The 24,276-nt window shown below is 47.2% G+C and carries 20 protein-coding genes; 5 read left to right on the top strand and 15 right to left on the bottom strand.

Annotated elements, in window-relative coordinates; translation table 11 throughout:
- Positions 1–77 precede the first annotated feature (77 nt).
- On the top strand, positions 78–833 hold the full coding sequence (locus DXN04_RS08950) for a LytR/AlgR family response regulator transcription factor (RefSeq protein ID WP_116852996.1): 756 nt from the start codon (positions 78–80) through the stop codon (positions 831–833).
- On the opposite strand, the gene DXN04_RS08945 is transcribed toward DXN04_RS08950, so the two are convergent.
- The 3 genes from DXN04_RS08945 to DXN04_RS08935 form a co-directional block, all read right to left on the bottom strand.
- Complete coding sequence (locus DXN04_RS08945; RefSeq protein ID WP_147319880.1) at positions 828–1,589, bottom strand: SH3 domain-containing protein; 762 nt, start codon at positions 1,587–1,589, stop codon at positions 828–830. The genes DXN04_RS08950 and DXN04_RS08945 overlap by 6 nt on opposite strands.
- Positions 1,590–1,606: 17 nt before the next feature.
- Positions 1,607–3,595: a BatD family protein gene (locus DXN04_RS08940; protein ID WP_116852994.1), complete on the bottom strand. Its 1,989-nt coding sequence runs from the start codon at positions 3,593–3,595 to the stop codon at positions 1,607–1,609.
- Between the two features lie 110 nt (positions 3,596–3,705).
- Complete coding sequence (locus DXN04_RS08935) at positions 3,706–4,410, bottom strand: SDR family oxidoreductase (RefSeq protein WP_116852993.1); 705 nt, start codon at positions 4,408–4,410, stop codon at positions 3,706–3,708.
- Between the two features lie 59 nt (positions 4,411–4,469).
- Between DXN04_RS08935 and DXN04_RS08930 the strand changes: the two genes are divergently transcribed.
- On the top strand, positions 4,470–5,168 hold the full coding sequence (locus DXN04_RS08930) for a YjjG family noncanonical pyrimidine nucleotidase (protein ID WP_116852992.1): 699 nt from the start codon (positions 4,470–4,472) through the stop codon (positions 5,166–5,168).
- A 33-nt stretch (positions 5,169–5,201) separates the two neighbouring features.
- On the opposite strand, the gene DXN04_RS08925 is transcribed toward DXN04_RS08930, so the two are convergent.
- The 4 genes from DXN04_RS08925 to DXN04_RS08910 all read right to left on the bottom strand — a co-directional run bounded on the left by DXN04_RS08925 (position 5,202) and on the right by DXN04_RS08910 (position 7,738).
- A complete protein-coding gene (locus tag DXN04_RS08925; RefSeq protein ID WP_116852991.1) occupies positions 5,202–5,426 on the bottom strand; it encodes a hypothetical protein in 225 nt (74 codons plus the stop codon).
- Between the two features lie 43 nt (positions 5,427–5,469).
- The gene (locus DXN04_RS08920) at positions 5,470–6,123 is read right to left on the bottom strand and encodes a phosphatidylserine decarboxylase family protein (RefSeq protein ID WP_116852990.1); all 654 of its coding nucleotides are present in this window, start codon (positions 6,121–6,123) and stop codon (positions 5,470–5,472) included.
- Between the two features lie 45 nt (positions 6,124–6,168).
- On the bottom strand, positions 6,169–7,059 hold the full coding sequence (locus DXN04_RS08915) for a phosphatidate cytidylyltransferase (RefSeq protein WP_116852989.1): 891 nt from the start codon (positions 7,057–7,059) through the stop codon (positions 6,169–6,171).
- 103 nt (positions 7,060–7,162) lie between these two features.
- Entirely contained in the window at positions 7,163–7,738 is a 576-nt protein-coding gene (locus DXN04_RS08910) for a CPBP family intramembrane glutamic endopeptidase (RefSeq protein WP_158568920.1), read from the bottom strand.
- Positions 7,739–8,152: 414 nt separating this feature from the next.
- Between DXN04_RS08910 and dusB the strand changes: the two genes are divergently transcribed.
- Together dusB and DXN04_RS08900 are read left to right on the top strand one after the other, a co-directional pair.
- Complete coding sequence (gene dusB, locus DXN04_RS08905) at positions 8,153–9,223, top strand: tRNA dihydrouridine synthase DusB (protein ID WP_116852987.1); 1,071 nt, start codon at positions 8,153–8,155, stop codon at positions 9,221–9,223.
- 32 nt (positions 9,224–9,255) lie between these two features.
- Positions 9,256–9,825, top strand: a complete 570-nt coding sequence (locus tag DXN04_RS08900) for a helix-turn-helix domain-containing protein (RefSeq protein ID WP_116852986.1) — start codon at positions 9,256–9,258, stop codon at positions 9,823–9,825.
- Positions 9,826–9,902: 77 nt separating this feature from the next.
- On the opposite strand, the gene DXN04_RS08895 is transcribed toward DXN04_RS08900, so the two are convergent.
- Both DXN04_RS08895 and DXN04_RS08890 read right to left on the bottom strand, forming a co-directional pair.
- Positions 9,903–13,199, bottom strand: a complete 3,297-nt coding sequence (locus tag DXN04_RS08895; protein ID WP_116852985.1) for a DEAD/DEAH box helicase — start codon at positions 13,197–13,199, stop codon at positions 9,903–9,905.
- Positions 13,200–13,212: 13 nt separating this feature from the next.
- Entirely contained in the window at positions 13,213–13,725 is a 513-nt protein-coding gene (locus DXN04_RS08890) for a thermonuclease family protein (protein WP_158568918.1), read from the bottom strand.
- A 128-nt stretch (positions 13,726–13,853) separates the two neighbouring features.
- Between DXN04_RS08890 and proC the strand changes: the two genes are divergently transcribed.
- Positions 13,854–14,654: a pyrroline-5-carboxylate reductase gene (gene proC / locus DXN04_RS08885; protein ID WP_116852983.1), complete on the top strand. Its 801-nt coding sequence runs from the start codon at positions 13,854–13,856 to the stop codon at positions 14,652–14,654.
- Positions 14,655–14,675: 21 nt separating this feature from the next.
- Here the strand turns inward: proC and DXN04_RS08880 are convergent, their stop codons facing one another.
- From DXN04_RS08880 to DXN04_RS08855, 6 genes are all read right to left on the bottom strand, one after another.
- Positions 14,676–15,176, bottom strand: coding sequence for a SixA phosphatase family protein (locus DXN04_RS08880; protein WP_116852982.1), 501 nt, complete (start codon positions 15,174–15,176; stop codon positions 14,676–14,678).
- Positions 15,177–15,344: 168 nt separating this feature from the next.
- Positions 15,345–17,192, bottom strand: coding sequence for an amidophosphoribosyltransferase (locus DXN04_RS08875; protein ID WP_116852981.1), 1,848 nt, complete (start codon positions 17,190–17,192; stop codon positions 15,345–15,347).
- Between the two features lie 82 nt (positions 17,193–17,274).
- On the bottom strand, positions 17,275–18,657 hold the full coding sequence (locus DXN04_RS08870) for a peptidylprolyl isomerase (RefSeq protein WP_116852980.1): 1,383 nt from the start codon (positions 18,655–18,657) through the stop codon (positions 17,275–17,277).
- Positions 18,658–18,767: 110 nt separating this feature from the next.
- Positions 18,768–22,394 carry a translation initiation factor IF-2 gene (infB, locus tag DXN04_RS08865; RefSeq protein ID WP_116853392.1) on the bottom strand — a complete coding sequence of 1,209 codons (3,627 nt, stop codon included), beginning with the start codon at positions 22,392–22,394 and terminating at the stop codon, positions 18,768–18,770.
- A 123-nt stretch (positions 22,395–22,517) separates the two neighbouring features.
- On the bottom strand, positions 22,518–23,765 hold the full coding sequence (nusA, locus tag DXN04_RS08860) for a transcription termination factor NusA (RefSeq protein WP_072358818.1): 1,248 nt from the start codon (positions 23,763–23,765) through the stop codon (positions 22,518–22,520).
- Between the two features lie 21 nt (positions 23,766–23,786).
- On the bottom strand, positions 23,787–24,251 hold the full coding sequence (locus DXN04_RS08855) for a ribosome maturation factor RimP (protein ID WP_233525545.1): 465 nt from the start codon (positions 24,249–24,251) through the stop codon (positions 23,787–23,789).
- Positions 24,252–24,276: the final 25 nt, after the last annotated feature.

Here is a 24,276-nt window from a genome sequence, read left to right as displayed (position 1 = left end):
TTAGTATTAACTCTATACACCACCCGGCCCTGAAATAAACATAGAGGAATACATGGAATAAGAATTATTTATTGATCATGCGAACCATCATCGTTGATGACGAAAAGCTGAGCAGGAGTGTACTAAAACTGTTATTAGAAAAACATTGCCCTTCTGTAAACATCGTCGCCGTATGTGCTGATGGCCTTTCTGCGCTTGAAGCCATAGAAAAACATCAACCTGAACTGCTTTTCCTGGATGTGGAAATGCCTGGCCTCAATGGTTTTGAGGTGATAAAAGCCTGCGGCCATATAAATACCGCCATTATCGTCACTACTTCTCATGAATCATATGCCCTGGAGGCAATTCGCCACAACGTCGTTGACTTTTTGCTGAAACCTATCCTGAAAGATGAGCTGCAGGAAGCAGTAGATAAGGCCATGGTACGCCAGGCACATCATACAGATAAGTCCCCTACCCGCTCAGGCAATACGATGGAACTGCTGCACCAGCACCTGCATCCCGGTGAGCGACTGGGCTTACCTAGCCCCGAAGGCCTGAGAATGATCCTGGTGAAAGATATCCTGTACTGCATGGCAGACGGTATCAATACCCGCATGCACCTTCTGTCCACACCAGAACCGGCCACTGTATTCCGCTCCCTCAAAGAGATTGAAAATATGCTGCGGAACAAAGGATTCTTCAGGGTACACCACAGCTATGTAGTGAATCTGAACTACATGGACCGATACCTGAAAGGCGACGGTGGCGAAATCATTATGAATGATGGAAGCTGTATTCCTGTCTCCCGGCACCGGAAGCAGGATTTTATGGAGCGAATCGAGCGGCTATAGTTTTTTGATATCCCCACAGGCCATCCAGCCGGTTTTACCATCTGGCAGCTCTATCTTACAGAACTCACTGGTACCGTCAGTAATCTGCACTTTTACTCCTTCATGTAGTTCGAACAGATCCTTGCTATCCTGGTCAGGTGCTGACTTTACCTTGACTACACTGCCCATGATAATGCCATTGTCATGCGTAGTCGCATTTACATAGGTAGTGATACTCATAAACAGGTAGAAAGCGAACAGTAAGCCCGCTAATCCTGTAGCACTCTTCGTAACTACAGGCAGCAGCGAAGGACGCAGCAGTAACAAAATACCGCCGGCCATGGTGAGCCAGAAAAAGATAATCGCGCCGGTAGCCCAGCCATTAGGAGCATGCATGTATTTGATAGCCGTCCACCATTGCTGGAAGAACAGCTGAGGAAGTTCATTGACATAACCCTCTACGCGCTGGTTGGCAATAGAGAGATTGTGTTGCGCTGCTTTGCTGAATGGATCTGCCAACAGTGCTTTCTCATAATTATACACGGCCAGCCCGGTACGGTTAGCTTTGTACCAGGCATTCCCTGTGTTGATCAGCAGTTCTGGCTGACTGTATCCTTCATCTACCAGTCGCTGATAAATATTGGCCGCTTCAGTGTATTGTTTCTGTCTGAAAAGGGAATTGGCTTTTTCAAAATCCTGTTGAGGAGCAGCGGCCGCCAGCAAGCGGGTACTGCTCATCAGCATGCATAAAAGTATAGCGGTTACGATGTGTTTCACGTTGACTATGGTTTTATTTATACGGCGCTCTTCGCCCTTGTCAGTTCATCTTCCAGTTTACTGATTACCTGCACGGCCTGTTGATACGTACCCTGCATTTTGGAATTGTTGTGGTTCGGCGTATAGAGGGCCATTTCACAATTATCCAGCAGGTCAAACAGGTCTGCGGTGTATTGCTCACTTACCTGTTGCTGCGCCAGTTTATCCTGGATCAGTTGTTTACTCAGGTCAGCAAAAGGCACATGCAGTTTATTACTCAGATAGCCCCATACAGCGCGGGAAGTCTCTTCGTAGAAAGCCTTGTCCTTACCTTCTTTCAGGTAGCGGGCAGCCAGTTCCAGGCGTTTGAGCGCTACCTTATTTGCATAGCGGTGTTTCAGGAAGGCCGCATTATTCTGCTGGTATTCCAGTCGGCGGCGGAAGAGCCATGCAGCGATCAGTGCCAGCAAAGGCAGGATCAGGAGCACGTAGAACCAGATGGAGGTAATGAAATATGTATTGTGTTTTACCCAATCCAGTACACTATTGCTGTTGTTTGTAATGGCATTTTTGTTGATGCTAAAGTCTTCCTTCTCTCTCTTCGTTTGCTTGCCCGCTGTCACATGGATATTGAATGGCCTGGAAGTAACTGTTTTGTAGGTTTTGGAAGCGGCATCAAAGTAGGAGAATTCTACAGGAGGAATCACCTGTTCTCCGGCTTCTACCGGCATCAGCACATATTCAAAAGTACGGCTGCCAGATAGTGGATTGCTGTTCTTTTCAATATTGTCAGAGACTTTAGGATCGTATTTGTCAAAGCTGGCTGGAATGTCAACCTTAGGGGCATTCAGCAGGTTCACATTACCCTGACCGGAGATCGTCACTTTCAGGGTCAGCGCATCGTCTGTAGACAGGCTGTTCTTGTCTACAGTAGCAGTCATGTTGAATTTACCTACTGCACCATTGTAGCTTTCAGGGCGGCTGTCGATGGGTAGCGGCTTAACATTGACTTTTACTGGTGCAGTCTGGATTTTATAAGGTACATCCTGGTATTCTACTTCCGGACGGTTAAAGATATCGTCGAAGAAAGGATCATTGAAGGCATCTTTGAAAGCCGGATCATTGAACAGGTCCGCCATCGGATCTCTGCGTTTGCCATTCTTCACTAGTTTCACCAACCTTACATGGTTGTCCACCTCTACAGGGTCCAGTTCCAGTGTACCGGACTGCATGGGGAACAGCATGGTTTTGCGGATCACGAAGACCCTGTAGGGAATGCCATTTACCATTTCTTCGCTGGCCTGTGGCGGGTTAGGAAGTTCTATATCTTTGGCGGAAAATCCTTTAAAGGCGGGTACTTTTGTCACACTGGCATTAGTCGGGAGGCGGGTATAGAGCTTGTAGGTCGCAGTCAGCTGTTCTCCTTCGAAGAGCGTTGTTTTGTCAACATCCACTTTCACAAAAATGTTCTTTTTTAGCTTGGCATTAATGTCCTCACCGTTTTTGAGCACACCTTCCATTTCCTCTGCCTGGTGGCTGGGTGCACTCCGCTGACCCATGCCTGCAAAAGGATTGGCAGGCACCTGCTGGCGTTGTTGCTGTTGTTGCTGAGCAGCGGCATTGCCGTTGCCCCTCATCACTTCGATGGTAACAGGATTTGATTTCACCAGGTCCCCGTTTACACGTGCAGCAGCTGCAGGAATGGTAAAGTTACCCACCCGTTTAGGCCTTATCAGGTAAATCAGTGCAATATAATCAGAACGTCTGCCATTGACGATGGAAGTACCCTGCATTTGATTAGGCCCCTGCAACAGTTCAAAGTCAGTGAAATTCGGTGGTATAAACTGAGATACATTCGTGCCATTTTCCAGCATAAACTGAATCTGGAATGGTTCATCCAATGCCACTTTATTGCTTGATACAGTGGTGGTGAATTTAAATTCCTGCGCTTGCAGACTAGTTACTATGCCCAGTAAAAACAGCAGGGATAGTAGCGACCTCCTTATACTAACAGTAATGACCTTCATAATGTATAACAAATTTAACCAAACGGCACCCCATAACGAGGCGGTCGCGGTTAAAAGTTAGTTAAAAAAAATATTGATATGAGGGCGTAAAACGCTTGTTTGTAAAGGTTTTAGCCAATATCTCCCAAAATCGGGCGCATGATGACTTCTTCCACAACGGCCTGAGCAGACAGGGTGTATGCTGCCCATAGCAGGTTTGCTACGTCAGCAGGCTCCATCATTCTGTCGGCAGGGCCATCCCATCCATCCCAGGATGCGGTGAGGGTGGGGCCGGGACTGAGAGCGGTTACTTTCACGTTGTGGCTTTTGAGCTCTTCGCGCAGGTTTTTGGAGAAGCCCAGCAGGGCAAATTTGGTGATGCTATACGCCCCTCCATTGGGATAGGCCTGGTAGCTGGCAGTAGAGCAGAGGTTAAAGATGTGTCCTTTACGTTGTGTGATCATTGAGGGTAATAATTGCCGGGTGATGGTATGTGCGCTGAATACATTTACGGCCATCAGATACTCCAGCAGCCCGTCTTCCTGCTCATGCAGGGCCCCGGGTATGTACAGTCCTGCGTTGTTCACAAGGATGTCCACGGTCTGGAAAGTCTCTTTTATTTTGTTGGCAAAAGCCAGTACGTCTTCTTTTTTACTCATATCGGCAGCGAATGTCAATACTTCTGCCTGTGGTGCCTTCGCCTTAATATCAGCTGCGGCAGCTTCCAGTTTTGTTACATCCCTGGAACAGATGGCTACGTTAAATCCTTCCAAGGCCAGTTTTTCTGCGATGGCTTTCCCTATACCTTTACTGGCACCTGTGACTACTGCGTTCATAAATCTTGTTTAGAAGCTGGAAAATAGTAAAAAATGTGGATTCCGTATCTTTGCAGCACATGAAATACAAGCATATATTTTTCGACCTTGACCACACATTATGGGATTTTGAAACAAATGCTTACCAGGTCCTGGAAGAATTATACCACACACATACACTGGCCAGCAGAGGAGTACCCTCTTTTGAGGTGTTCCACCGCACCTATATGATGCATAACGAGAAATTGTGGGATCGTTTTCGTAAAGGATTCATTAACCGCAATGATCTCCGTTTCAAACGATTCAGCCTGACCCTGCTGGATTTCAAGATAGGAGACGATAAGCTGTCGCATGCTATGGGTACCCAGTTCCTGGAAATATTGCCATATAAAACCACCTTATTTCCAAATGCTAAGGATGTGTTGGAATACCTGGCAGCAAAGAACTACCCGATGCATATGATCACAAATGGTTTCGAAGAAACCCAGCTGATTAAAATGAAAAGCTCAGGGATAGATCATTTCTTTACCCATGTTATTACGTCGGAGGTAGCGGGTAGTCTTAAACCTTACCGCGAAATATTTGATTATGCTATCAAAATGGCAGGCGCTACTGCGGACAGTAGTATCATGATTGGCGATGCACTGGAGATTGATATTTTGGGAGCGCACAATGCAGGGATAGATCAGGTGTACTTCAATAGCCTGGTGCCGGTGACAGGGGCGTTAAAACCCACTTATGTGATCCGGGATTTACATGAGCTGAGAGATATCTTATAAAAAAAAGCCGGCTACTGTAGCCGGCTTTTTTTATTATTTCTTGTTGGCAGGTTTTGCTGCTGGCGTAGCCTGTGCGGTAGCTGGAGCTGGTTTGGCCGTCTTCATCCGCAGGCTGGCTGTATTAGCCGGTTGCTTGCAGCAGGCACTTTTTCCGGTAGCATCCTTTTTACAGCAGGCTTTTGGCTTTTGTTTGTCCTGGGCCATAGCGGCACCTGTCAGGAAAACCAAGGTCATTGCACTGAATAACATCTTCTTCATAGCTGGATGATTTAGTTACCTTTTAAAGTTAACCCTTTTCTGCTTATAAAGTAGCGATGATTGTCTGGCCGGAACGAACTACCTGCTCCAGTTGTACATTTACTTTGGTACCAATAGGCAGGTACAGGTCCACACGGGAACCGAACTTGATAAAGCCCAGCTCTTCGTTCTGGTTTACCTGCATACCTGGTTTCAGATAGTTTACAATACGACGTGCAAGCGCACCGGCAATCTGTCTTACCAGGATGTCCGCCTTACCATTGCCGATCACTACGGTATGACGCTCATTTTCTGTAGATGACTTAGGGTGCCATGCTACCAGGTATTTACCTGAGTGGTATTGAGACAGCTTCACTTCTCCGCTGATTGGGTTTCTGTTTACGTGCACATTTGCAGGGCTCATAAAGATAGATACCTGCAGACGTTTGTCTTTGAAGTACTCAGGCTCATAAGTCTCTTCGATTACGACTACTTTACCATCGCAGGGAGCCATAACCAGGTTCTCACCCACCTTCATTTCTCTTGCCGGAATGCGGAAAAAGGAAATGATGAACAGGAATAAAACCAGGGAAAAGGCAGCTACGATATTGCCAACGAGGGGCATACCGGGGAGGAAATAAATGACTGCACCGCTGATCAGTGCAAGTACAACAAAGGCGATCAGAATACTGGCCAATCCTTCTCGATGAATCTTCATGCTGTAATTGTTAGGTGATATAGTTTGGTTAAAGCGAATACAAAGTTAACTCATTGCAAAGAAATGGATGTAAATCCACGCAAAGGGTGCTGCCAGGATGAGGGAATCAAAGCGATCCATAAACCCTCCATGGCCTGGCATAATATTACCGGAATCCTTTACACCCGCCATACGCTTGAGTTTAGATTCCATCAGGTCGCCAGCAGTTCCTACTACAGCCGCCAGCCCTGCCAGCACCATCCAGTGTTGCAGAGACAGCCACTGGCTACCCCAATAATAACCATATATGCCGGCTGCGGCGATAGCCAGGATCATTCCTCCTACTGTACCCTCAATCGTCTTTTTAGGTGAAATGGAGGGGAAAAAGGGAGTTCTTCCTATCAGGGAGCCTACTATATAGGCCATGGTATCATTGATCCAGATAAAGATGATCAGGAGCAGTGGAATGAGCCAGCCTGGCCCTGTTCCGATGCCAGCTGGTCCGGCTGTGAAATGGATCGTATTATAATTCAGGCACAGGTGAATGAGCAAACCAAAGGAAATGGTAATGTAGAGCAGACCCATTGCAGAATACCCGATATTTTTCAGCGAAAACTCGTTGCTCAGCAGGATTTCACCCACAGGCAACACCATCAGGAAGATGATGGCAATCCACCAGCCCAGGAAGCCCAGAGAAAGGTTACCACCCGCAAAATGATCGCCTGTGAAAGAAAGAATCAGTGCGCAGCTGGCTACCAGTACCCCCGTTTTATGCCATCCGGACGTATTGCCATAGTCTGGATCAATATTCCTGATGAGTTTGAAATACTCTTGTAAGGCAAAGAAATTCACCAGGAAGAATAATAGGAAAAAGGTAAACGGACTGTATAGGATCCCGGTCAGCATAATCGCTACAAATACTAACGCCGAAGCTGTACGGGTAAAGAATGTTTTCATCTATTAAGAAGAATAGTTTGTACAAAAATGGGTAAAATAAACAGTTCATGCAAATGGTATCTGTAAAATTACCACGTAAATGTGTCTTATACTCAACAGGTTGCTATTGAATGGCTGCCCTGGACCGGCGTTGTAGCACCCAAACCCAGAGGCCTGTCACGACCAGGCTTGCAAGCGCCGCCAGCCAGTTAGACTGCCCGCTCTCCATTGGATCAGTATGCATCAGGTGCATCTGGAACAGGTACATTAATACTACCTGCAGCCCGTTGTTGATGGTGTGAGCCAGAATGGACAACCACAGGTTACCGGTGAGATAATAGATGACCCCCAGCAGGAAACCCAGTATCACCCTGGGTACAAAAGATAACCATTGCAGGTGTACAGCACTGAATAACAAGGCGGTAACCAGTATGGCTACCCATGCGCCATTTTTGAAGGGCATCATTTTGATCATGAGTCGCTGTACAACACTTCTGAAAAATGCCTCTTCTGCAATTGCAGGCATCACTGCGAAAAACAAAATGTTTCCTAATAGAGTAGAAAATGAGTTCATTTTGAGTAGATCGCGGGTCATCTTCTCTGCTAACTCTTCCTGCATACGCATCGTCTCCGAAACATGCCAGGATTGGTTCCATTGTGCTGAAAGGTCCACCATTGGCAGACTTACAAGGATTATCAAAATTGCTAATATAGCAGGGATAAACTTCGGCGCACGGTTCATGGAAAGATATTCCAATGGTTTTGGCGCAGCCAGCCTGGCAAAAATTAATGCCGGGGAAAGATAAACGACTAAAGTATAAAGTATTTGCGTTAATTTCCTATAGCCGAGAACTTTAGGAACCGACGAATCCAGATTTTGCAGCGTGAAGATGGTATACCCGCTGATATGAGGAAAAACAATAATTAAAAATAGAAAGTAAAGCAGGTAGAAACCGATGAAAAAGCCAATGAATATTGCAAATTGAAAGGACGGTGGATACTGCTTCATATAACCTGTCTTAGATTAATTTTGCGTAAATTTACAGTGTGAAATTGAGTTGGCAATTGCAAACCGGGAAATTCCGGCACCTTGGTCAGCCCTTAACAGAAAAAGATGGTAAAGATAGGTAACATACAATTGGGTGATTTTCCGCTATTACTTGCTCCTATGGAGGATGTAAGTGATCCACCCTTTCGTGCGGTGTGTAAAGATAAGGGTGCAGACCTGATGTATTCAGAATTTATCTCTTCGGAGGGTCTTATCCGTGACGCAATCAAAAGCCGGCAGAAACTGGACATCTTCCCCGAAGAACGCCCGGTAGGGATCCAGATCTTTGGAGGCGACGAAGAGCCTATGGCCATGGCCGCTCAGATCGTGGAAGCTACCAACCCCGACCTGTTGGACATAAACTACGGTTGCCCCGTTAAAAAAGTAGTATGCAAAGGAGCCGGTTCCGGTATCCTGAAAGATATTCCCAAAATGATCCGGCTTACCGCAGCCGTGGTTAAGGCTACCAAACTGCCGGTTACAGTAAAGACCCGCCTGGGTTGGGACGACGATACTAAAAATATTGAGGAAGTAGCAGAAAGACTGCAGGATGTAGGCATCCAGGCCCTCACTATTCACGGGCGCACCCGCACCCAGATGTATAAAGGCCATGCCGACTGGACCCTCATCGGAAAAGTAAAGAATAACCCCCGTATCCATATTCCCATATTCGGCAACGGCGACATCACTACGCCCGAACAAGTCATCGCAGCTCGTGCAAAGTATGGCGTAGACGGCGTTATGATAGGTCGCGCTGCAATAGGATATCCGTGGATCTTCAATGAGATCAAACATTTTATGGCTACCGGCAGGCATCTGCCCCCTCCATCCGTTCAGGAAAGGGTCGATGTATGTAAAAAACACCTGCGCCAATCGGTGATCTGGAAAGGAGATGTAGTAGGGATCCTCGAAATGCGCCGGCACTATACGAATTATCTCAAAGGATTACCGCACATAAAAGAATTCAGGCAACAATTAGTAACTTGCAGTACACTGGCAGCAGTAGAAGAAGTCTTAGATACAATAGCAGAACATTACAAAGGTCACATTATAGAAAGGGCCTCTCCCCTTCCTGATAATTCAAGCCTGCCAGTAAACTTAGACAATGAAGTAGCAGATTGTAACGTTTACGGATAAACCCCAGGTTCAACTATTAAATTTTCTTTCACATGGCCACGATTAAAAATCTGAAAAATGAAGTCTGGAAAGACTTGCAGATCAAAAACAAATCTGCCCTGCGTAAAAAGTATGCAGTATCTAACATGGGAAGAGTGATTAGCTATTATGAAGATATAACAGACGGTAAATTGCTCTCCGGCTCTACCGTAGAAGGTTATACCGTGCTAAATGTAAAACCCGCTGATAGTTACCAGTCACTGTACCTCCACAGAGAAGTAGCGAAATTATTTAACAAAAAGCCCGGTCGTTCTCACAAGTATGTGATTCACATCGATTACGACAAAAAGAACAACAAAGCCACAAACCTTCAATGGGCTACCAAAGAAGAAATGGAAGCTCACCAACAATTCAGCCCCGCCAAACTCGCTTACAAAGAAAAACAACGTAACCGCGTCAAAGGGTTGAAACTTAACATTACTAAAGTAAAGAGCATCAAGCGCTTACTGGCTAAACCTGGTCGCAAGACTATGAAACAGATCGCTGAACAATTCGATATCAGCGAAATGCAGTTGTACCGTATTAAAAGCGGTGAAAACTGGAGCCATGTTACTCTGGATTAAAGCCTGACTAGTCAGGAATGATCATATGATGTTGTCTGACATATAGCCATCTGCCTTACGGCGGGTGGCTTTATTTTTTATTGTCCGCCGATCTTATCCAGTATCTTCCCATAGTGCAGGCTACTCCGAAGTGCCGGCTCATATCCCATCAGGATCACCTGCTGCCGCGCCCGCGATAAGGTAACCAACAGCTTCCGGTCTACCTCTATCGTATGCTCCTCCCACCTGAATGTACCCAGGCTTTGCAGCATATTCAACTGCGTAGGATGGTAGACCGCCAGTGAAATAATAATGATATCATTCTCTGCACCCTGAAAGCGTTCTGCCGTATCTATATTGATGGCCTGCAATTCTTCGTCAGCGCCTATCAGTTCCCTTATCAGGCTAATCTGGGTACGCCAGGGCGTGACCACACCTACCGTTTCCGTGTTGAAAGCCGCTCCCCTGCTCTCCTTTAAATAAGTCAGCAATGATACTACCTGTTCTGCCTCCGTCTTATGCATTTTCGAAGTTGGCTCCATAGGACTAGGCAGGAAAATCGTTCTGCCTTTTGAAAGGATCCTGCTCCATTTGCCATCACCTATATCCTGCCTTACAAAAGGAGCTGCCTGCAATGGTTGACCCGGCGATAACTGGTGTGCGTAATAATGATTGATCAGGTCTGCAATATCATTGTGCATCCTGAAGTGGGTGTTGAGCATGCCCCAGCCATGGTGCCAGCCATTTTGCTTACACGCCTGGATCAGCCTTTCGAACAGCGTACAACGGAGATCAGAGATCCCTGTACTATGTAAAAGTGTTGATTCAGTCAGACAGAAATTATCTGCCTGCGCTACCACCGGCGGCAACTGGTTCTGATCTCCTATCAGGATGAATTTCTGAAATGGAAGCACCAGGCCTAAGAGCTGAGGCTCTGTCAACTGTGAGGCCTCGTCTACAATGAGTGTATCAGTTTTTACACCCAACAATTGCAGATTGGGCAATCTGGTGGCCATCGTAGCTACTGTAGCCACGAAGATCTGCTGATTGGCAATGTACTCCCTTGCCTGTGCAATATCCCCTTCCAGGCAATAGGTCCTCAGCTGATTTTCAGCTGCTGAGCGTCGTCCACCCAGTCGCAGGTACTGTACACCTTTACCATCCAGTTTTTTACAAATCTCATCTACTGCTTTGTTGGTAAAGGCTACGATCATCATCTGGGTGCCTGCTGCTGCCAGTGAAGTCACCATGGCAGTCAACAAAGACGATGTCTTGCCAGTGCCGGGAGGACCCTGCACCAGGTAATAGTCTTTGGCATCCAGGGCAGCCTGCAGGATCTCCTGCTGGTTGCTGTTGAACATAGTAGGCGCTGGTATTGGAAAAGGTACCTTTACAGGCTCCCGCATCCCCAGCAACAATTCCATTCTGTCCGCAAAGCGGGGTTCCAGTACATGGAACAATGCTGTCGCCGAAATCCAGAAATTGGATTCATAAATATCGTGTTCAATCACCCATTGCTGCCGGTGGGCAAAGAAGTCGTGGGTGATCTGTCGGTTGTTCAGTGAAAATGTGAGCCGGTCTTTCTGTAGTTCGTCTACCCTGCCTTTCAGGATCTGGTGTTGCAAAGGAGCCAGTCCTGTAGTATCTCTGGGGTAAATGATAGCCGTATCACCCGGGCGAAAATTGTGATTCACCGGTTCCTGGATGCTAAATACTACGCTACTCTGTGCTTCATCAAAATGCTGAAAACAGAGGCCTGGTATGATCGTAAACCGGGACAGCTTCTCCGATTCCGGTTGTAACCACAGCGCTGCAAATCCTTCCGCATCTTCTTCCCTGTGCATGGAAGCATACATGCCGCATTTGGCGAGCAAAAACTCCCTGAGCAGGAAGGACAGGAATTGCTGGTAATAGGTCCTCAGCAGTGGACTGGCCTTGCTATAGGTTTCTTCGAATCTGGCGAAGTGCACCACGCTGAAAGAAGGCAATCCTTCAGCGGCGAGAGGCGTAATTTGCTCAAGTATATCATACTCCCCGGCAGAAAGTCGTAATAGCTGGGCCACGATTTCATTGCGCAGGGCGAGCAATTCATTTTCCGCAGGCCGGTTATTCGTCACGTTGCGCAAAGGACTATTGGAGGCGGAGGAATACAGGATCGCCGAACTTCCACAGCGTTCATCGCCAAAGGTAGATTGCAGGAGCAGGTTATAGCCCGTTACCTGCATTTCATGATTCTTCCAGGCACCATAATCCGGTGCCTTGCCACTTTTAAGTTCAAAGATTTCCTTGCGGGTAGGATCAGTATCATCTTCTGCCAGGATGTCCAATCGACCCTGTAATCCGTAGAGGGCAGAGAAGAAAGTTGGCTCTATCCTCACCGGGCGGTCTTTCAGTTCCCTGGATGCCTCCAGCAAATTGGGCCAGTGTGTTTCCCGGATATCCGCATACATGCTGTTCAATTCCTGTCTGCCATAGCCTGCAGCCTGCAGTACATTTTCGGCTACCGCTTCCACAAAAGATTCGCGGAGCTTCATCTCCGGATGGCGCAATACATTGTCCAGCAGTGAGTTAACTATGTTTCCCTTGAAGGCTGGTAAGCCGGTTGACTGTGGCACCAGTTTCCTGACCAGGTATAGATATGGATTAGGGCCGCTACGACCAAAGCATTCTGCAAGGTCACTGATGTCGATCAGGAGGTCTGGCTCCAGGATAAAGCGGGTGGCTTTCACTGCTTCGTACTGCCCGGTACCGGCATGTAGGTCAGCATGCAGAATGTGCAGGGTATCGTATACGCGCAGCTGCCTGTGTAAGGCGCTGGTATGTGGCTGGTAAACGGAATTTATGTTGATCAGGAATTCTCCGGCCTCATCGTCCTTGCCCTGCAATACAAAAGATTCCACCCCGTCGGGTGTCTTTTGCAAAGGGCCTACCCCGGTGACGAGGCATTTGAGCAGCGGCACCAGCGGGTTATTATCTACCGGTCCCTGTGCCAGTGTTTGTCCTGCTACGGCGGCACAGCGTTCCAGCAGTGCTTCCGGTTGGGGTACTTCGTAGTATGCTTCTATGATGTTGGCAAGGGTATGGATGCAAAGCAGGGCATCATCCTGGTCGGCACGGAGACCACCAGTCATAGCTTTGGTAGTAAGAATGCGTAGAATGGTCAGTTGTCGCCGTTGTTCGGCAGCTACTCCGTGCTTATCGAAGTAGAACTGCATACGGGCAAACAGATTGCTGAAGCTGCGGGCTTCATTCCTGGTGAGATGCCGGAATAACTGCTCAAGCACTCCCCGCAAAAACCGCAGGGTGGCTAGCGGCTGGTGCCCATCTCCGGCTTCCAGCAGGCGCATATACAACATATGGCCGGTGAGGGCTTTATCGCTGGTATTCACTGACATAAATGAAGACAGATTAAGCAGCCTTCTTTTTCCTGTTTTTGTTTTTGGCTGCGCGGAACTCCCAGGGAGCAACGGGTTTGGCCTGCTTCCAGAGTCCCAGTTTATTTCTTTTGGCAGTAGCCTGCGCTGCTGCTAACGGTGCACTTTTAGAATATTCTGTGTAATGCCATGCATGGCCGCCGGCTATCATCCAGCCATTGATATATTCACCTTTACTGTTATAAACATCACCTATCCAGCGCTGGTACCTGTCTTTTCTTAACAGTTCGACCGTTACGGTCTTGTTGAAGCACAAATCGGACAATGCCTGCTTGCTTTTCTGGTAGTAGTCCTGTCCCTTTTCAGGTGCATCTATGGCTGAAAGCCTGATGCGGACGGTTTCCTTTTTTACCAGGATTTCGAATGTATCCCCATCCATGATCCGCACTACCTTTCCTTTTATTTTCTTCGGAGGGCTGGCAACAATTGTCTGAGTAAACAGACAAAGGAGCATACACATGATCACTCTAAAAAAAACTTTAGGCATTGCATAGGATTTTGGGATGCGAAGTAACAAATTTTCCCCCGAAGAGCCTAACCATTGTGGCTGATTCATTTGCACATCTCCATATCTTGTTATACCTTCCCCTTGATTTAAAGCATATAGTGAACATCATGTCGAGCAAAAAAATAGCGATCATAGGTGGTGGCAATCTTGGTGCTGCCATTACGCAGGGTTTACTGAAAAGCGGGTTTTCTGAACCTGCCGATCTGACTATTACCAGGAGGAATGTAACTGCCCTGAAGGAGTTTCAGGCAGCAGGTGTTAATACAACTGCCGATAATGAAGCTGCCATCCGTGATGCGGAGATCATTGTCATCGCCCTCAAGCCGTACAACTGGAAAGAAGTACTGAGCAAGGTGCAGGGAGCCTTTGATCCGTCCAGACAAGTACTGATCAGTGTCATGACCGGTGTGTCTATGGATGACCTGGAGAAGGTAGGAGGAAATGGTATTGCCGTAGTACGTGCGATGCCAAATACCGCTATCGCCATTCAGGAGTCAATGACCTGTGTATGCTACAAGAATGTGGCTCCGGCGCTGCAGGATTATGTAAAAGATATGTTTGACCAGCTGGGTGTAACGGTAGCGATCGACGAAAAGCTGATGGATGCCGCCACTGTACTGGGTGCCTGTGGCATTGCGTATGCACTGCGTTTTATCAGGGCGAATATCCAGGGTGGTATTGAAATCGGCTTTGACGTACGCACGGCAAACCTGATCGCGGCGCAAACCGTGAAAGGTGCGGCAGAGTTACTGATCCGTGAGAAACGCCATCCGGAAGAGGAGATTGATAAGGTGACTACCCCTAAAGGATGTACGATTGCCGGTTTGAATGAGATGGAACACCAGGGATTCAGCTCTTCGCTGATCAAGGGGATCACAGTCTCCTACAATAAGATTCAGAAAGATTAATAGGGAGAAACAGGACGGGATTTAGACTACTTCCGCTTTGGGGTAATCAAAGAAGAGAAAGTTTTTGTTTGCACTGTCAAATTCTTTCCATGAATCGATATTGGCTTTTACAGCAAAAACACCGGTAGTCGGGATGTTGTCTATCCTTATTTCCTGTGTGATGTAGTTTGCAAAGTCCGTGATACCGGGATTGTGAGCGAAGATGGCGACGGTGTCGATATCATCGTCAATTTTGGTGATCATTTTCAGGAAGGTAGAAGCGTAGCAAAGATAAAGTTCGTCTTCCAGCAGGATAGCATCCTTGTCATAGTGCCATTCTTTGGCCATGAGACGGGCAGTATTTTTAGTACGTTTAGCAGGGCTGGCAATCAGTAGTTCGGGAACTATTCCCCGTGTACGCAGGCGATTGGCCATTTCAGGTGCGTTTTGTTTGCCCCGTTTGTTGAGTGGCCTGTCAAAATCGTCTACGTCCGGATCATTCCAGCTCGATTTTGCATGGCGGATCAGCAGTAACGTTTTCATCCTTTAAATGATAATTGACTTTTAGTTACTTACTAATTTACTGAAATAACTGAATCACTTCATGAGGCATACTATAGCCCAGTGTGTGATTTAAAATAAAATTAATAATGCCTGCCGCTGGCAGGGTCCAAAAAACAAAGCCCGTTGCGTAGCAACGGGCTTTGTTTTTTAATATCCTCTTTCGTTTTTACCTTCCATGAAGTTCATAAACGCTTTATTCACTACCCTATTCCCTCCCGGTGTAGGATAATTCCCCGTAAAGTACCAGTCCCCTAAGTTATTAGGACAAGCCTGATGCAGGCTTTCTATTGACTGATAAATCACGTCTACCTTCGCGCCTATTCCTTTCGGAGTAATGATTTCTGCAATCTTTGCAGAGATCTGCTCAGTAGTAAATGGTTTATAAATATTCCTTACCACGTTCTGCGCATGCAGGGTGTTTGTACGCTGCAATTCATTGCACAAGCCATACGCTTCCTGCAGTATATGCTCCTTACCATGGTCTTTCAGCAGGGCGATAGCTGCCTGGAAAGCCACGAAATCACCCATCTTGCTCATGTCAATACCATAGCAGTCAGGGTAACGGATCTGCGGCGCGGAAGAAACGATAATAATACGTTTTGGTCCCAGTCTGTCCAGCATCTTGATGATGCTTTCCCGCAGCGTAGTACCTCTTACAATAGAGTCATCGATCACCACCAGTGTATCTACACCTGGGCGAACTGTTCCATAAGTAATGTCGTATACGTGCTGTACCATTTCATTACGGCTGGTATCCGCAGTGATGAAGGTACGCATCTTCACATCCTTGATAGCAATCTTGTCGATGCGGATCCGGCGGTTCACCATTTCGGTCAGCTTTTCCTCATCGAAGTCTTTGCCCCATGACACGATCCTTTCTACCTTGATCTTGTTCAGGTAGTCTTCCAGACCTTTGATCATACCATAGAAGGCAATTTCAGCGGTGTTTGGAATAAAGGAGAAGATGGTATTCTTCAGGTCGTTATTAATATCGGAGAGCACTCTTTCTGCCAGGTTGTAACCCAGGCGGGAACGCTCTTTATAAATCTTTTCATCGTTACCACGGGAGAAGTAGATTCTCTCGAAGCTACATGCCTTGCGCTCTTTTGGCTCCAGGATCTGTTCGATGCTGTATTCGCCGTTTTCTTTTACGATCAGGGCATTTCCCGGCATCAGTTCCAGTACTTCGTTCTCACCTACGTTGAATGCGGTGCGGATGGCGGCACGTTCAGAAGCGGCAACAATCACCTCGTCATTCACATAGTAATAGGAAGGGCGGATACCATGACCATCACGGATCACGAAAGAATCGCCACTACCCAGCAGGCCGCACACATGGTAACCACCGTCGAACATAGAGAAGGCATCTTTCAGGATCTTCTTTACATCCAGTCCATTCTGACGCACTTCATCCTCTTTGCAGAGGAAGTGATGTACAACTTCCAGCATCGCCGCGAGATCACTGTTACGGTGAGTTTCTCCCGGGTCAACATTTACGAACTTGAACAGTTCATCGGCATTTACAAGGTTGAAGTTTCCTGCTATAGAGAGATTGCGTGCAGGGACGGTATTGTATCTTACGAAGGGGTGGCAGAGTTCTACGTTGTTTTTACCCTGAGTGGCGTAGCGGAGGTGGCCCATCATCAGTTCTCCGAGGAAACGCATGTGGCCTTTCATGAGGCCGGGGTATTTGGTGATTTCGGGTTGGTATTTTTCGATCTCGTCGATTTCCTCTCTTACCTTGCCGAAGATGTCTCCTATGGCTTGGGGAGCGCTGCTTCGAAGTCTGTGCATGAAGGGAACCCCGGGTTCGGTGTTCAACTTCACCGTGGCTATACCTGCACCATCCTGTCCACGGTTATGCTGCTTTTCCATCAGCAGGTACAATTTGTTGAGGCCGTAGAAAACCGTTCCATATTGTTGCTGATAATAAGAAAAAGGCTTTCTAAGTCTTATAAATGCTAATCCGCATTCATGTTTTATGGCTTCGCTCATCCCATTAGAATTGAAGGCGCAAAGTTACGTTGAATTATCCTAAACAAAAAAGGCGGATCGAACCGATCCGCCTTTTTTGTAATTACTTCTGTGCTACTGCCCCCATCCATGCGGCTATATGTCCGCATTTTTTATACTCATTATCGACATGGATATAATATGTAGGGATCGTTTCTTTCAGCCATTTATCTCTTGCTTCTGCCTGTTTGATGGCCAGTGTACGCTGTTGAATGCGTGCGTAGTCGTCGTTCAGGTTTTCGCGGTGAGGGTTGGTACGTGTTTTCAGATAAACGATACGCAGGTTGGTATTTCCGTTTTCATCGTCGGTATATTGTACCGGGGCTGACAGGCCACCTGGTTTCAGGGTATCGAGCATCAGTACGATATCTCTTTCAGAAGGCTGGTCCAGCTGGTCGATGGTGATCAGCGTACCGCCGCCTGCATTGTTCTGGAGCATACCACCGGTAAATTTCGCCATTGGCTCGTCGCTGAATTTGTTTACAGCTTCTGCAAAGGTCATTTTTCCAGCTACGATGTTCTGGCGGATGGTATCCAGTTTCACCTTTGCAGCAGCGATATCAGACTTACCTATATTTGGTTTGAGCAGGATGTGCTGTACGGTGATGTTGTCACCCTGGCGTTTCAGGCACTGGATCAGGTGGTAACCGAACTGGCTTTTTACAGGAGAAGAGATCTCATTTTCCTTGAGCCTGAAGGAGGCTGCGAGGAATTCAGGATCCCACTGTTTGTCAGTACGGTTCAGGATGTAGATCCCATTGTTCTCTTTGGTACCCGGGTCTTGTGAGTAAAGGATAGCCAGGCGACCGAAATCGGCTTTCTTTTCCTGTACATCTTTTTTGAATTCGTTCAGGCGGTCGATGGTGTATTGTTCCATCTCCTTGGTTGCCTTTGGAATAATCACGAGTTGCCCTATTTCCAGCTCAGACTCATAGAATTTGAGGCTGTCTTTAGGAATACCGTCAAAATATCTTTTCACCTCGGAAGGTGTTACTTTCACCGCATTGGTAATCTTGTCCTGCATCGCCTTGGCCAGCAGCCCTTCTTTGATAGGCTGACGGAAGCGCTCGCGCAGCTGGTAGATAGAATAACCGGTTACATCTTTCATTTTTTCACGGCTTCCGTACAGCTGTTCGAAGTAGCGGATACGGTTGTCGATCTGGCCATCCACGTCTGCTTCACTTACCGGCAAGCTGTCTCTTTCTGCCTGAATCACCATTACTTTCTGAGCAATGATCTGTTCCATGATCATACAGGCTGCATCAGGAGGCATATGGCCGTCAGGAACCTGGCGTTGCATATTTACCAGCTCCCCTTCCACATCAGAGCTCAGGATGATTTTATCCCCCACAATAGCGGCAATTTTGTCCGCCACCATTCGCTGCTGTGCAGTAGCAACCTGACCGAGCAGCATCACGCCTGCAGAAAAAGCCAAAAATTTATTCATATTATTTAATAGCACTGTGAGTCTCAAAAATAACCAAAAAATAAGCCGCGTTAGAGCGGCTTATTTTTTTAACAAAATTTTATTGCTGTAAAAGCCTTATTCAGGCTGCATTAGAGCGTACGTTTCACTTCAACTTCTTCGAAACCTTCCACGATATCGCCCACCTTGAGGTCGCTGTAATTTTTGATACTCAGACCGCACTCCATATTGGCTGCTACTTCCTTCACATCATCCTTATAGCGTTTCAGGGATTGGAGTTCGCCGGTGTAGATTACGATACCTTCACGTACCAGGTTGACACGTGTGTTACGGGTAATCTTACCATCCAGTACGAAGCAACCTGCAACGGTAACCTTGTCGAAGCGGTAGGTTTCGCGGATTTCCACGTTCGCAACCACTTTCTTCTCAATCTTCGGTTCCAGCATACCTTCCATCGCGCTCTTCAGTTCATCGATAGCGTCATAGATGATGGAGTAAGTACGGATTTCGATGTTTTCTTTCTCTGCCAGTTTGCTAGCCTGAGAAGAAGGTCGAACCTGGAAGCCGAGGATGATAGCGTCGGAAGCGGTAGCCAGCAATACGTCGGATTCTGTGATCTGACCTACGGCTTTGTGAACCACGCTCACTACGATTTCTTCGGTAGACAGTTTCTGCAGGGAGTCGCTCAGCGCTTCTACAGAACCATCGAAGTCACCCTTGATGATTACGTTCAGCTGTTTGAAGTTGCCCAGTGCCAGACGGCGGCCAATTTCATCCAGTGTGATATGTTTCTTGGTACGGATACCCTGTTCGCGTATGATCTGTGCACGACGGTTAGCTGTTTCCTTCGCTTCAGATTCATTTTCGTACATCTTGAATTTCTCACCGGCCTGTGGAGCACCGTTCAGACCCAGCACCTGTACAGGTGCAGATGGTCCGGCAGAGTCTACGCGCTGACCGCGTTCATTGAACATGGCCTTGATCTTACCGAAGTTAGAACCGGAAGCGATGGTATCTCCCTGGCGCAGGGTACCATTTTGAACAAGGAGGGTAGCTACATAGCCACGACCCTTATCGAGAGAAGCCTCGATCACGCTACCGGAGCCTTCCCTGTTCGGGTTAGCTTTCAGTTCCAGCAGTTCTGCTTCGAGCAGGATCTTTTCGAGCAATATGTCTACATTCAGACCGCTCTTGGCTGAGATTTCCTGGCTTTGGAATTTACCACCCCAATCTTCAACCAGGAGGTTCATACCTGCCAGTTGTTCTTTGATTTTCTCAGGGTTGGCACCTTCTTTATCGATCTTGTTGATCGCAAAGATCATTGGCAGACCAGCAGCCTGAGAGTGGGAGATTGCTTCACGTGTTTGAGGCATGATAGCATCGTCCGCAGCGATTACTATGATTGCAATATCTGCTACCTTGGCACCACGGGCACGCATCGCGGTAAACGCTTCGTGACCTGGGGTATCGAGGAAGGTGACGCGTTTACCGGTAGAGGTAGTTACCTGGTAAGCACCGATGTGCTGGGTAATACCGCCGGCCTCGCCAGATACTACATTTGCATTACGTATATAGTCAAGCAATGAAGTTTTACCGTGGTCAACGTGACCCATGATGGTAACGATCGGTGCTCTTGGTACCAGATCTTCTTCATTGTCCTGTACTTCTTCTTCTTCCATTTCGTCGGACTCATCGACACCGATGAATTCAACTTCGTAGCCAAACTCGCCGGCTACCAGTTCGATTACTTCCGCATCCAGACGCTGGTTGATGGATACCATGATACCCAGCCCCATACATTTTGAGATTACCTCGGCAAAGCTTACATCCATCAGGTTGGCCAGTTCACTTACAGAAACGAACTCAGTAACCTGGAGCTTGTTGTTTTCGCCTGCCTGGTTTGCTTCGTGTTCTGCACGTTCATGACGTTTTTCACGACGTTGTTTCGCCTTGATGTTTTTGCCACGGTTTCCACCACCTCCCATCTTGGCCATGGTTTCCTTGATCTTGTTCTGGATTTCGTTTTTGTCGATCTCCTTATCTTCCGGCTTAGCGTTACGGTTATTATAGTTGTTACCACCTGGGCGATTGCCATACTGGCCACCTCCACGGTTGAAACCACCGCCTTGTCCACCCGGGCCGCGATTGCCACCCTGATGACCCTGTCCGCCCGGACCGCGATTGCCGCCCTGACCTCCTGGACCACCCGGACCACGATTGCCACCCTGACCTCCCGGACCACCACCTGGGCGGTTGTCACGGTTAGGTGCGGTATGTGGTCTGCTAGGACCACCACCCGGACGGTTGTTGTTATTATTATTATTGTTATGACCGCCGTGGCTATGATCACGGTTGCCACCGGTGCGGTTATCCCTGTTGAAGTTGCGGTTACCGTCACGGTTACCACCCTGGCCATGCTGACCACCATGATTACCGCGGTTACCTTCGCCGCCCTTGTTGGCTTCATCACCTGGCTGGATAGGCTCAGGTTTCTTTTCTACAATAATACGCTTGCGTTTACGGTTGTTGTCGGCATTATTGTTATTGCCACCGCGGTTGAAGTTATTATTGCCTTTAGTGTCACGGTCTCTTCTTTCCTGATGAACAGGGAGATCAATTTTTCCGATGACTTTAGGACCGGTGAGTTTTTCTGCCTGAATATTTGATATCACGGCAGAACCGGTGCTGTCATCTTGCTCAGATGTGATATCTGCTGCTGCAACTACGTCCATATGCTGTGCGGCCGGCTTAATTGGTTCTTTTGCAGCCGGTTCTTTTGTTTTTTCCTGAGCAGCTGCCGGTTTTTCGGTAGCTGGCGCCTGTTTCTCTTCTACAGCTTTTGGAGCAGTTTTTTCAGCAGCAGGCGCTGAAATTTTTTCTTTTTCTATTGGTTGTTGTTGTTGTACCGGTGTGGGTTTTACTGCTGGTTCGGCAGGTTTTTCTGTCGCTACAGGAGTTTGTACCGGAGGAGTAGTTTGCTGTTGTACAGGAGGTGCCTGTACTGGCTCTTGGGCCTTAGCTACCGGCTCCGGTTGTTTTGCAACCGGTGGTTTCTCTTCCTGTTCAGGCCTTTTAGCGGCCACAGGCTGAGGTTTTTTATTATGTCTGTTCAGTGCATCGAGGTCGATGGTGCCCATGATCTTAGGACCATTGATTCTTGGTGCGTCTGGTTTCTTTTCAGGCTGCGCTTCCGGCTGTGCCTTTGGTTCCGGCGCTTTTTCAGCGACAGGGGCTACAGGTGGTTGCTGCGGTTTTACCTCTTCCTTCGCCACTACAGGAGGAACTTCGGCAACCGGGGCCTTTACGGGCTCTGGTTTAGGCTCAGGCTTCGGCTCCGGTTTTGGTTCGGGCTTCGGCTCGGCCTTAGGTTGTTCTACCTTAGGCTCAGGCTTAGGTTCAGTTTTAGCTTCTGGTTTTGGGACCTCTGCTACCGGGGCTGTGGGCTGCTCTTCCTTGGCAGCTGCTTCTTTCTTCTTAGCGGCTGCTTCTGCTTCTTCTTTTTCCTTCTTCTTCATTGCATCTAACACGCTTCCTTTGGGCAGGGCTATCTGATCGCTTTTGCGCTTGTTAGCCTTGTCCTGTTGGAATTCAGATTGCAGGGCGGTATACATCTGAGAGGTCAGGCGTGCATTGGGTGAACCAAATCCATCCATGTCATAGCCTTTATTAGAAAGGAAGTCGATCAACGTTTCCTTTCCAATATTAAACTCTTTCGCTGCTGCCAGCAATCGCGGCGTGTTGTTTGTTACTTCAGGCATATTGTAATCTCGGGCCTCCCCTTTTTTCCCGTTTATCAACGGGACTCCTTTTTAACAATTAACAATAACTTAAAAAAAATCCTGTCAAGTAAGCCCACATCCCGGGGAAGTGGTGGTGCGGTCTTACTCTTTGTCAAATTCTTCCTGCAGGATCCTTCTCACGTCCTTTACAGTTTCTTCTTCCAGATCTGAACGACGTACCAGTTCCTCAACTGTCAGGTCTAATACGCTACGGGCAGTATCACAACCAATACGTTTGAGTTCATCCAGTACCCATTCTTCGATCTCATCTGAGAATTCGGAAAGGTCAATATCGTACTCAGCCTGCTCTTGTTCCTCATCACGGAATACATCTATTTCATATCCGGTCAATTCACAGGCCAATTTGATATTAACCCCTTTCTTACCGATAGCCAGGGATACCTGATCTGCCTTTAGAAAAACGGATGCATATTTATTATCATTATCTATTTCCATACGACTGATACGCGCAGGTGTCAAAGCACGCTGAATCAGCAGTTGAATATTCGCAGTATAGTTAATGATATCAATATTTTCGTTTCGCAGCTCACGTACAATGCCATGGATACGGCTTCCTTTCATACCCACACAGGCGCCTACAGGGTCGATACGGTCGTCATAAGATTCAACTGCCACTTTAGCTCTTTCGCCGGGCTCACGAACGATTTTCTTAATTACAATCAGGCCGTCAAAGATCTCCGGAACTTCAATTTCCAGCAATTTAGCCAGGAAGGTAGGATGGGTGCGGGAGAGAATGATGAGCGGAGCATTGTTCTTCATCTCCACTTTTTTTACTACTGCCCTTACATTTTCACCTTTCTTGAAATAATCGGTAGGAATCTGTTCAGATTTAGGTAAAATTAACTCATTCCTTTCATCATCAAGCAATAAAACTTCTTTTTTCCAAACCTGGTACACTTCACCTGTTACAATTTCACCTACCCTATCCGCATATTTCTTAACTAAAATGTTCTTTTTCAGGTCACCGATACGGGCAGATAATGTCTGCTTCGCAGCCAGTATGGCCCTGCGGCCAAAATCCATGATCTCAACTTCCTCGTACAAATCCTCACCTACCTGGTAATCCGGTTCTACTAAAATGGCTTCAGAATAAGCGATCTGTGCATTATCATCCTCTACCTCACCATCGTTTACAATGGTACGGCGGCGCAATATTTCCAGGTCACCCTTCTCAGTATTTACAATCACGTCAAAATTCTCATCAGAGCCATATTTCTTACGGAGAAGTGTTTTAAACACATCTTCTAACACCTTCATTAACGTAGGACGGTCAATGTTTTCCGCTTCTTTAAACTCCGTGAATGACTCAATCAGATTAATACTAGCCATGTTTTGCTTATATTATATATTTTAAAACACGATGCACACTTTGGTGTGCTTGATTTCGTTAAGGTTTATGTCAGTAGTTTTTTTCTCTTTCTTCTTACCAATCGTCTCTTCTATCGTCAAGGCCCCCTCCGTAGCCGCCAGCAGGGTGCCTTCCTTTTCGGAACCATCCAGCAGGGTTACAGCTACTTTTCTACCAATGTTCTTGACAAATTGACGGTGCAGTTTCAAAGGTTCGTCCAGTCCGGGGGAAGAGACTTCCAGCGAGAAATCGTTGTCAGGAAACAACGCCGCGGCTTCCAGCCTTGCGTACAAATTGCGGTTGAATGAGACCAGCTTTTCCACAGGTACACCACTGTCACCATCCACAAATAGCTTTACATTATTAGTGGGCTTAATCCTGATATCGACCACGAAATATTCCGGATATTCAGCGAGCATAGCATCTGCATGCTCCCGGATGCTTGTTATCACTTGTTCGTTTGCCATACAAAAAACGAGAAGGGGACTTCCA

Origin of the sequence: Chitinophaga silvisoli (assembly GCF_003412465.1) — a bacterium.
Classification (GTDB): Bacteria; Bacteroidota; Bacteroidia; order Chitinophagales; family Chitinophagaceae; genus Chitinophaga; species Chitinophaga silvisoli.
Note: the sequence above shows the minus strand (reverse complement) of the source record. Positions and strands in the feature narration are given on the sequence as shown.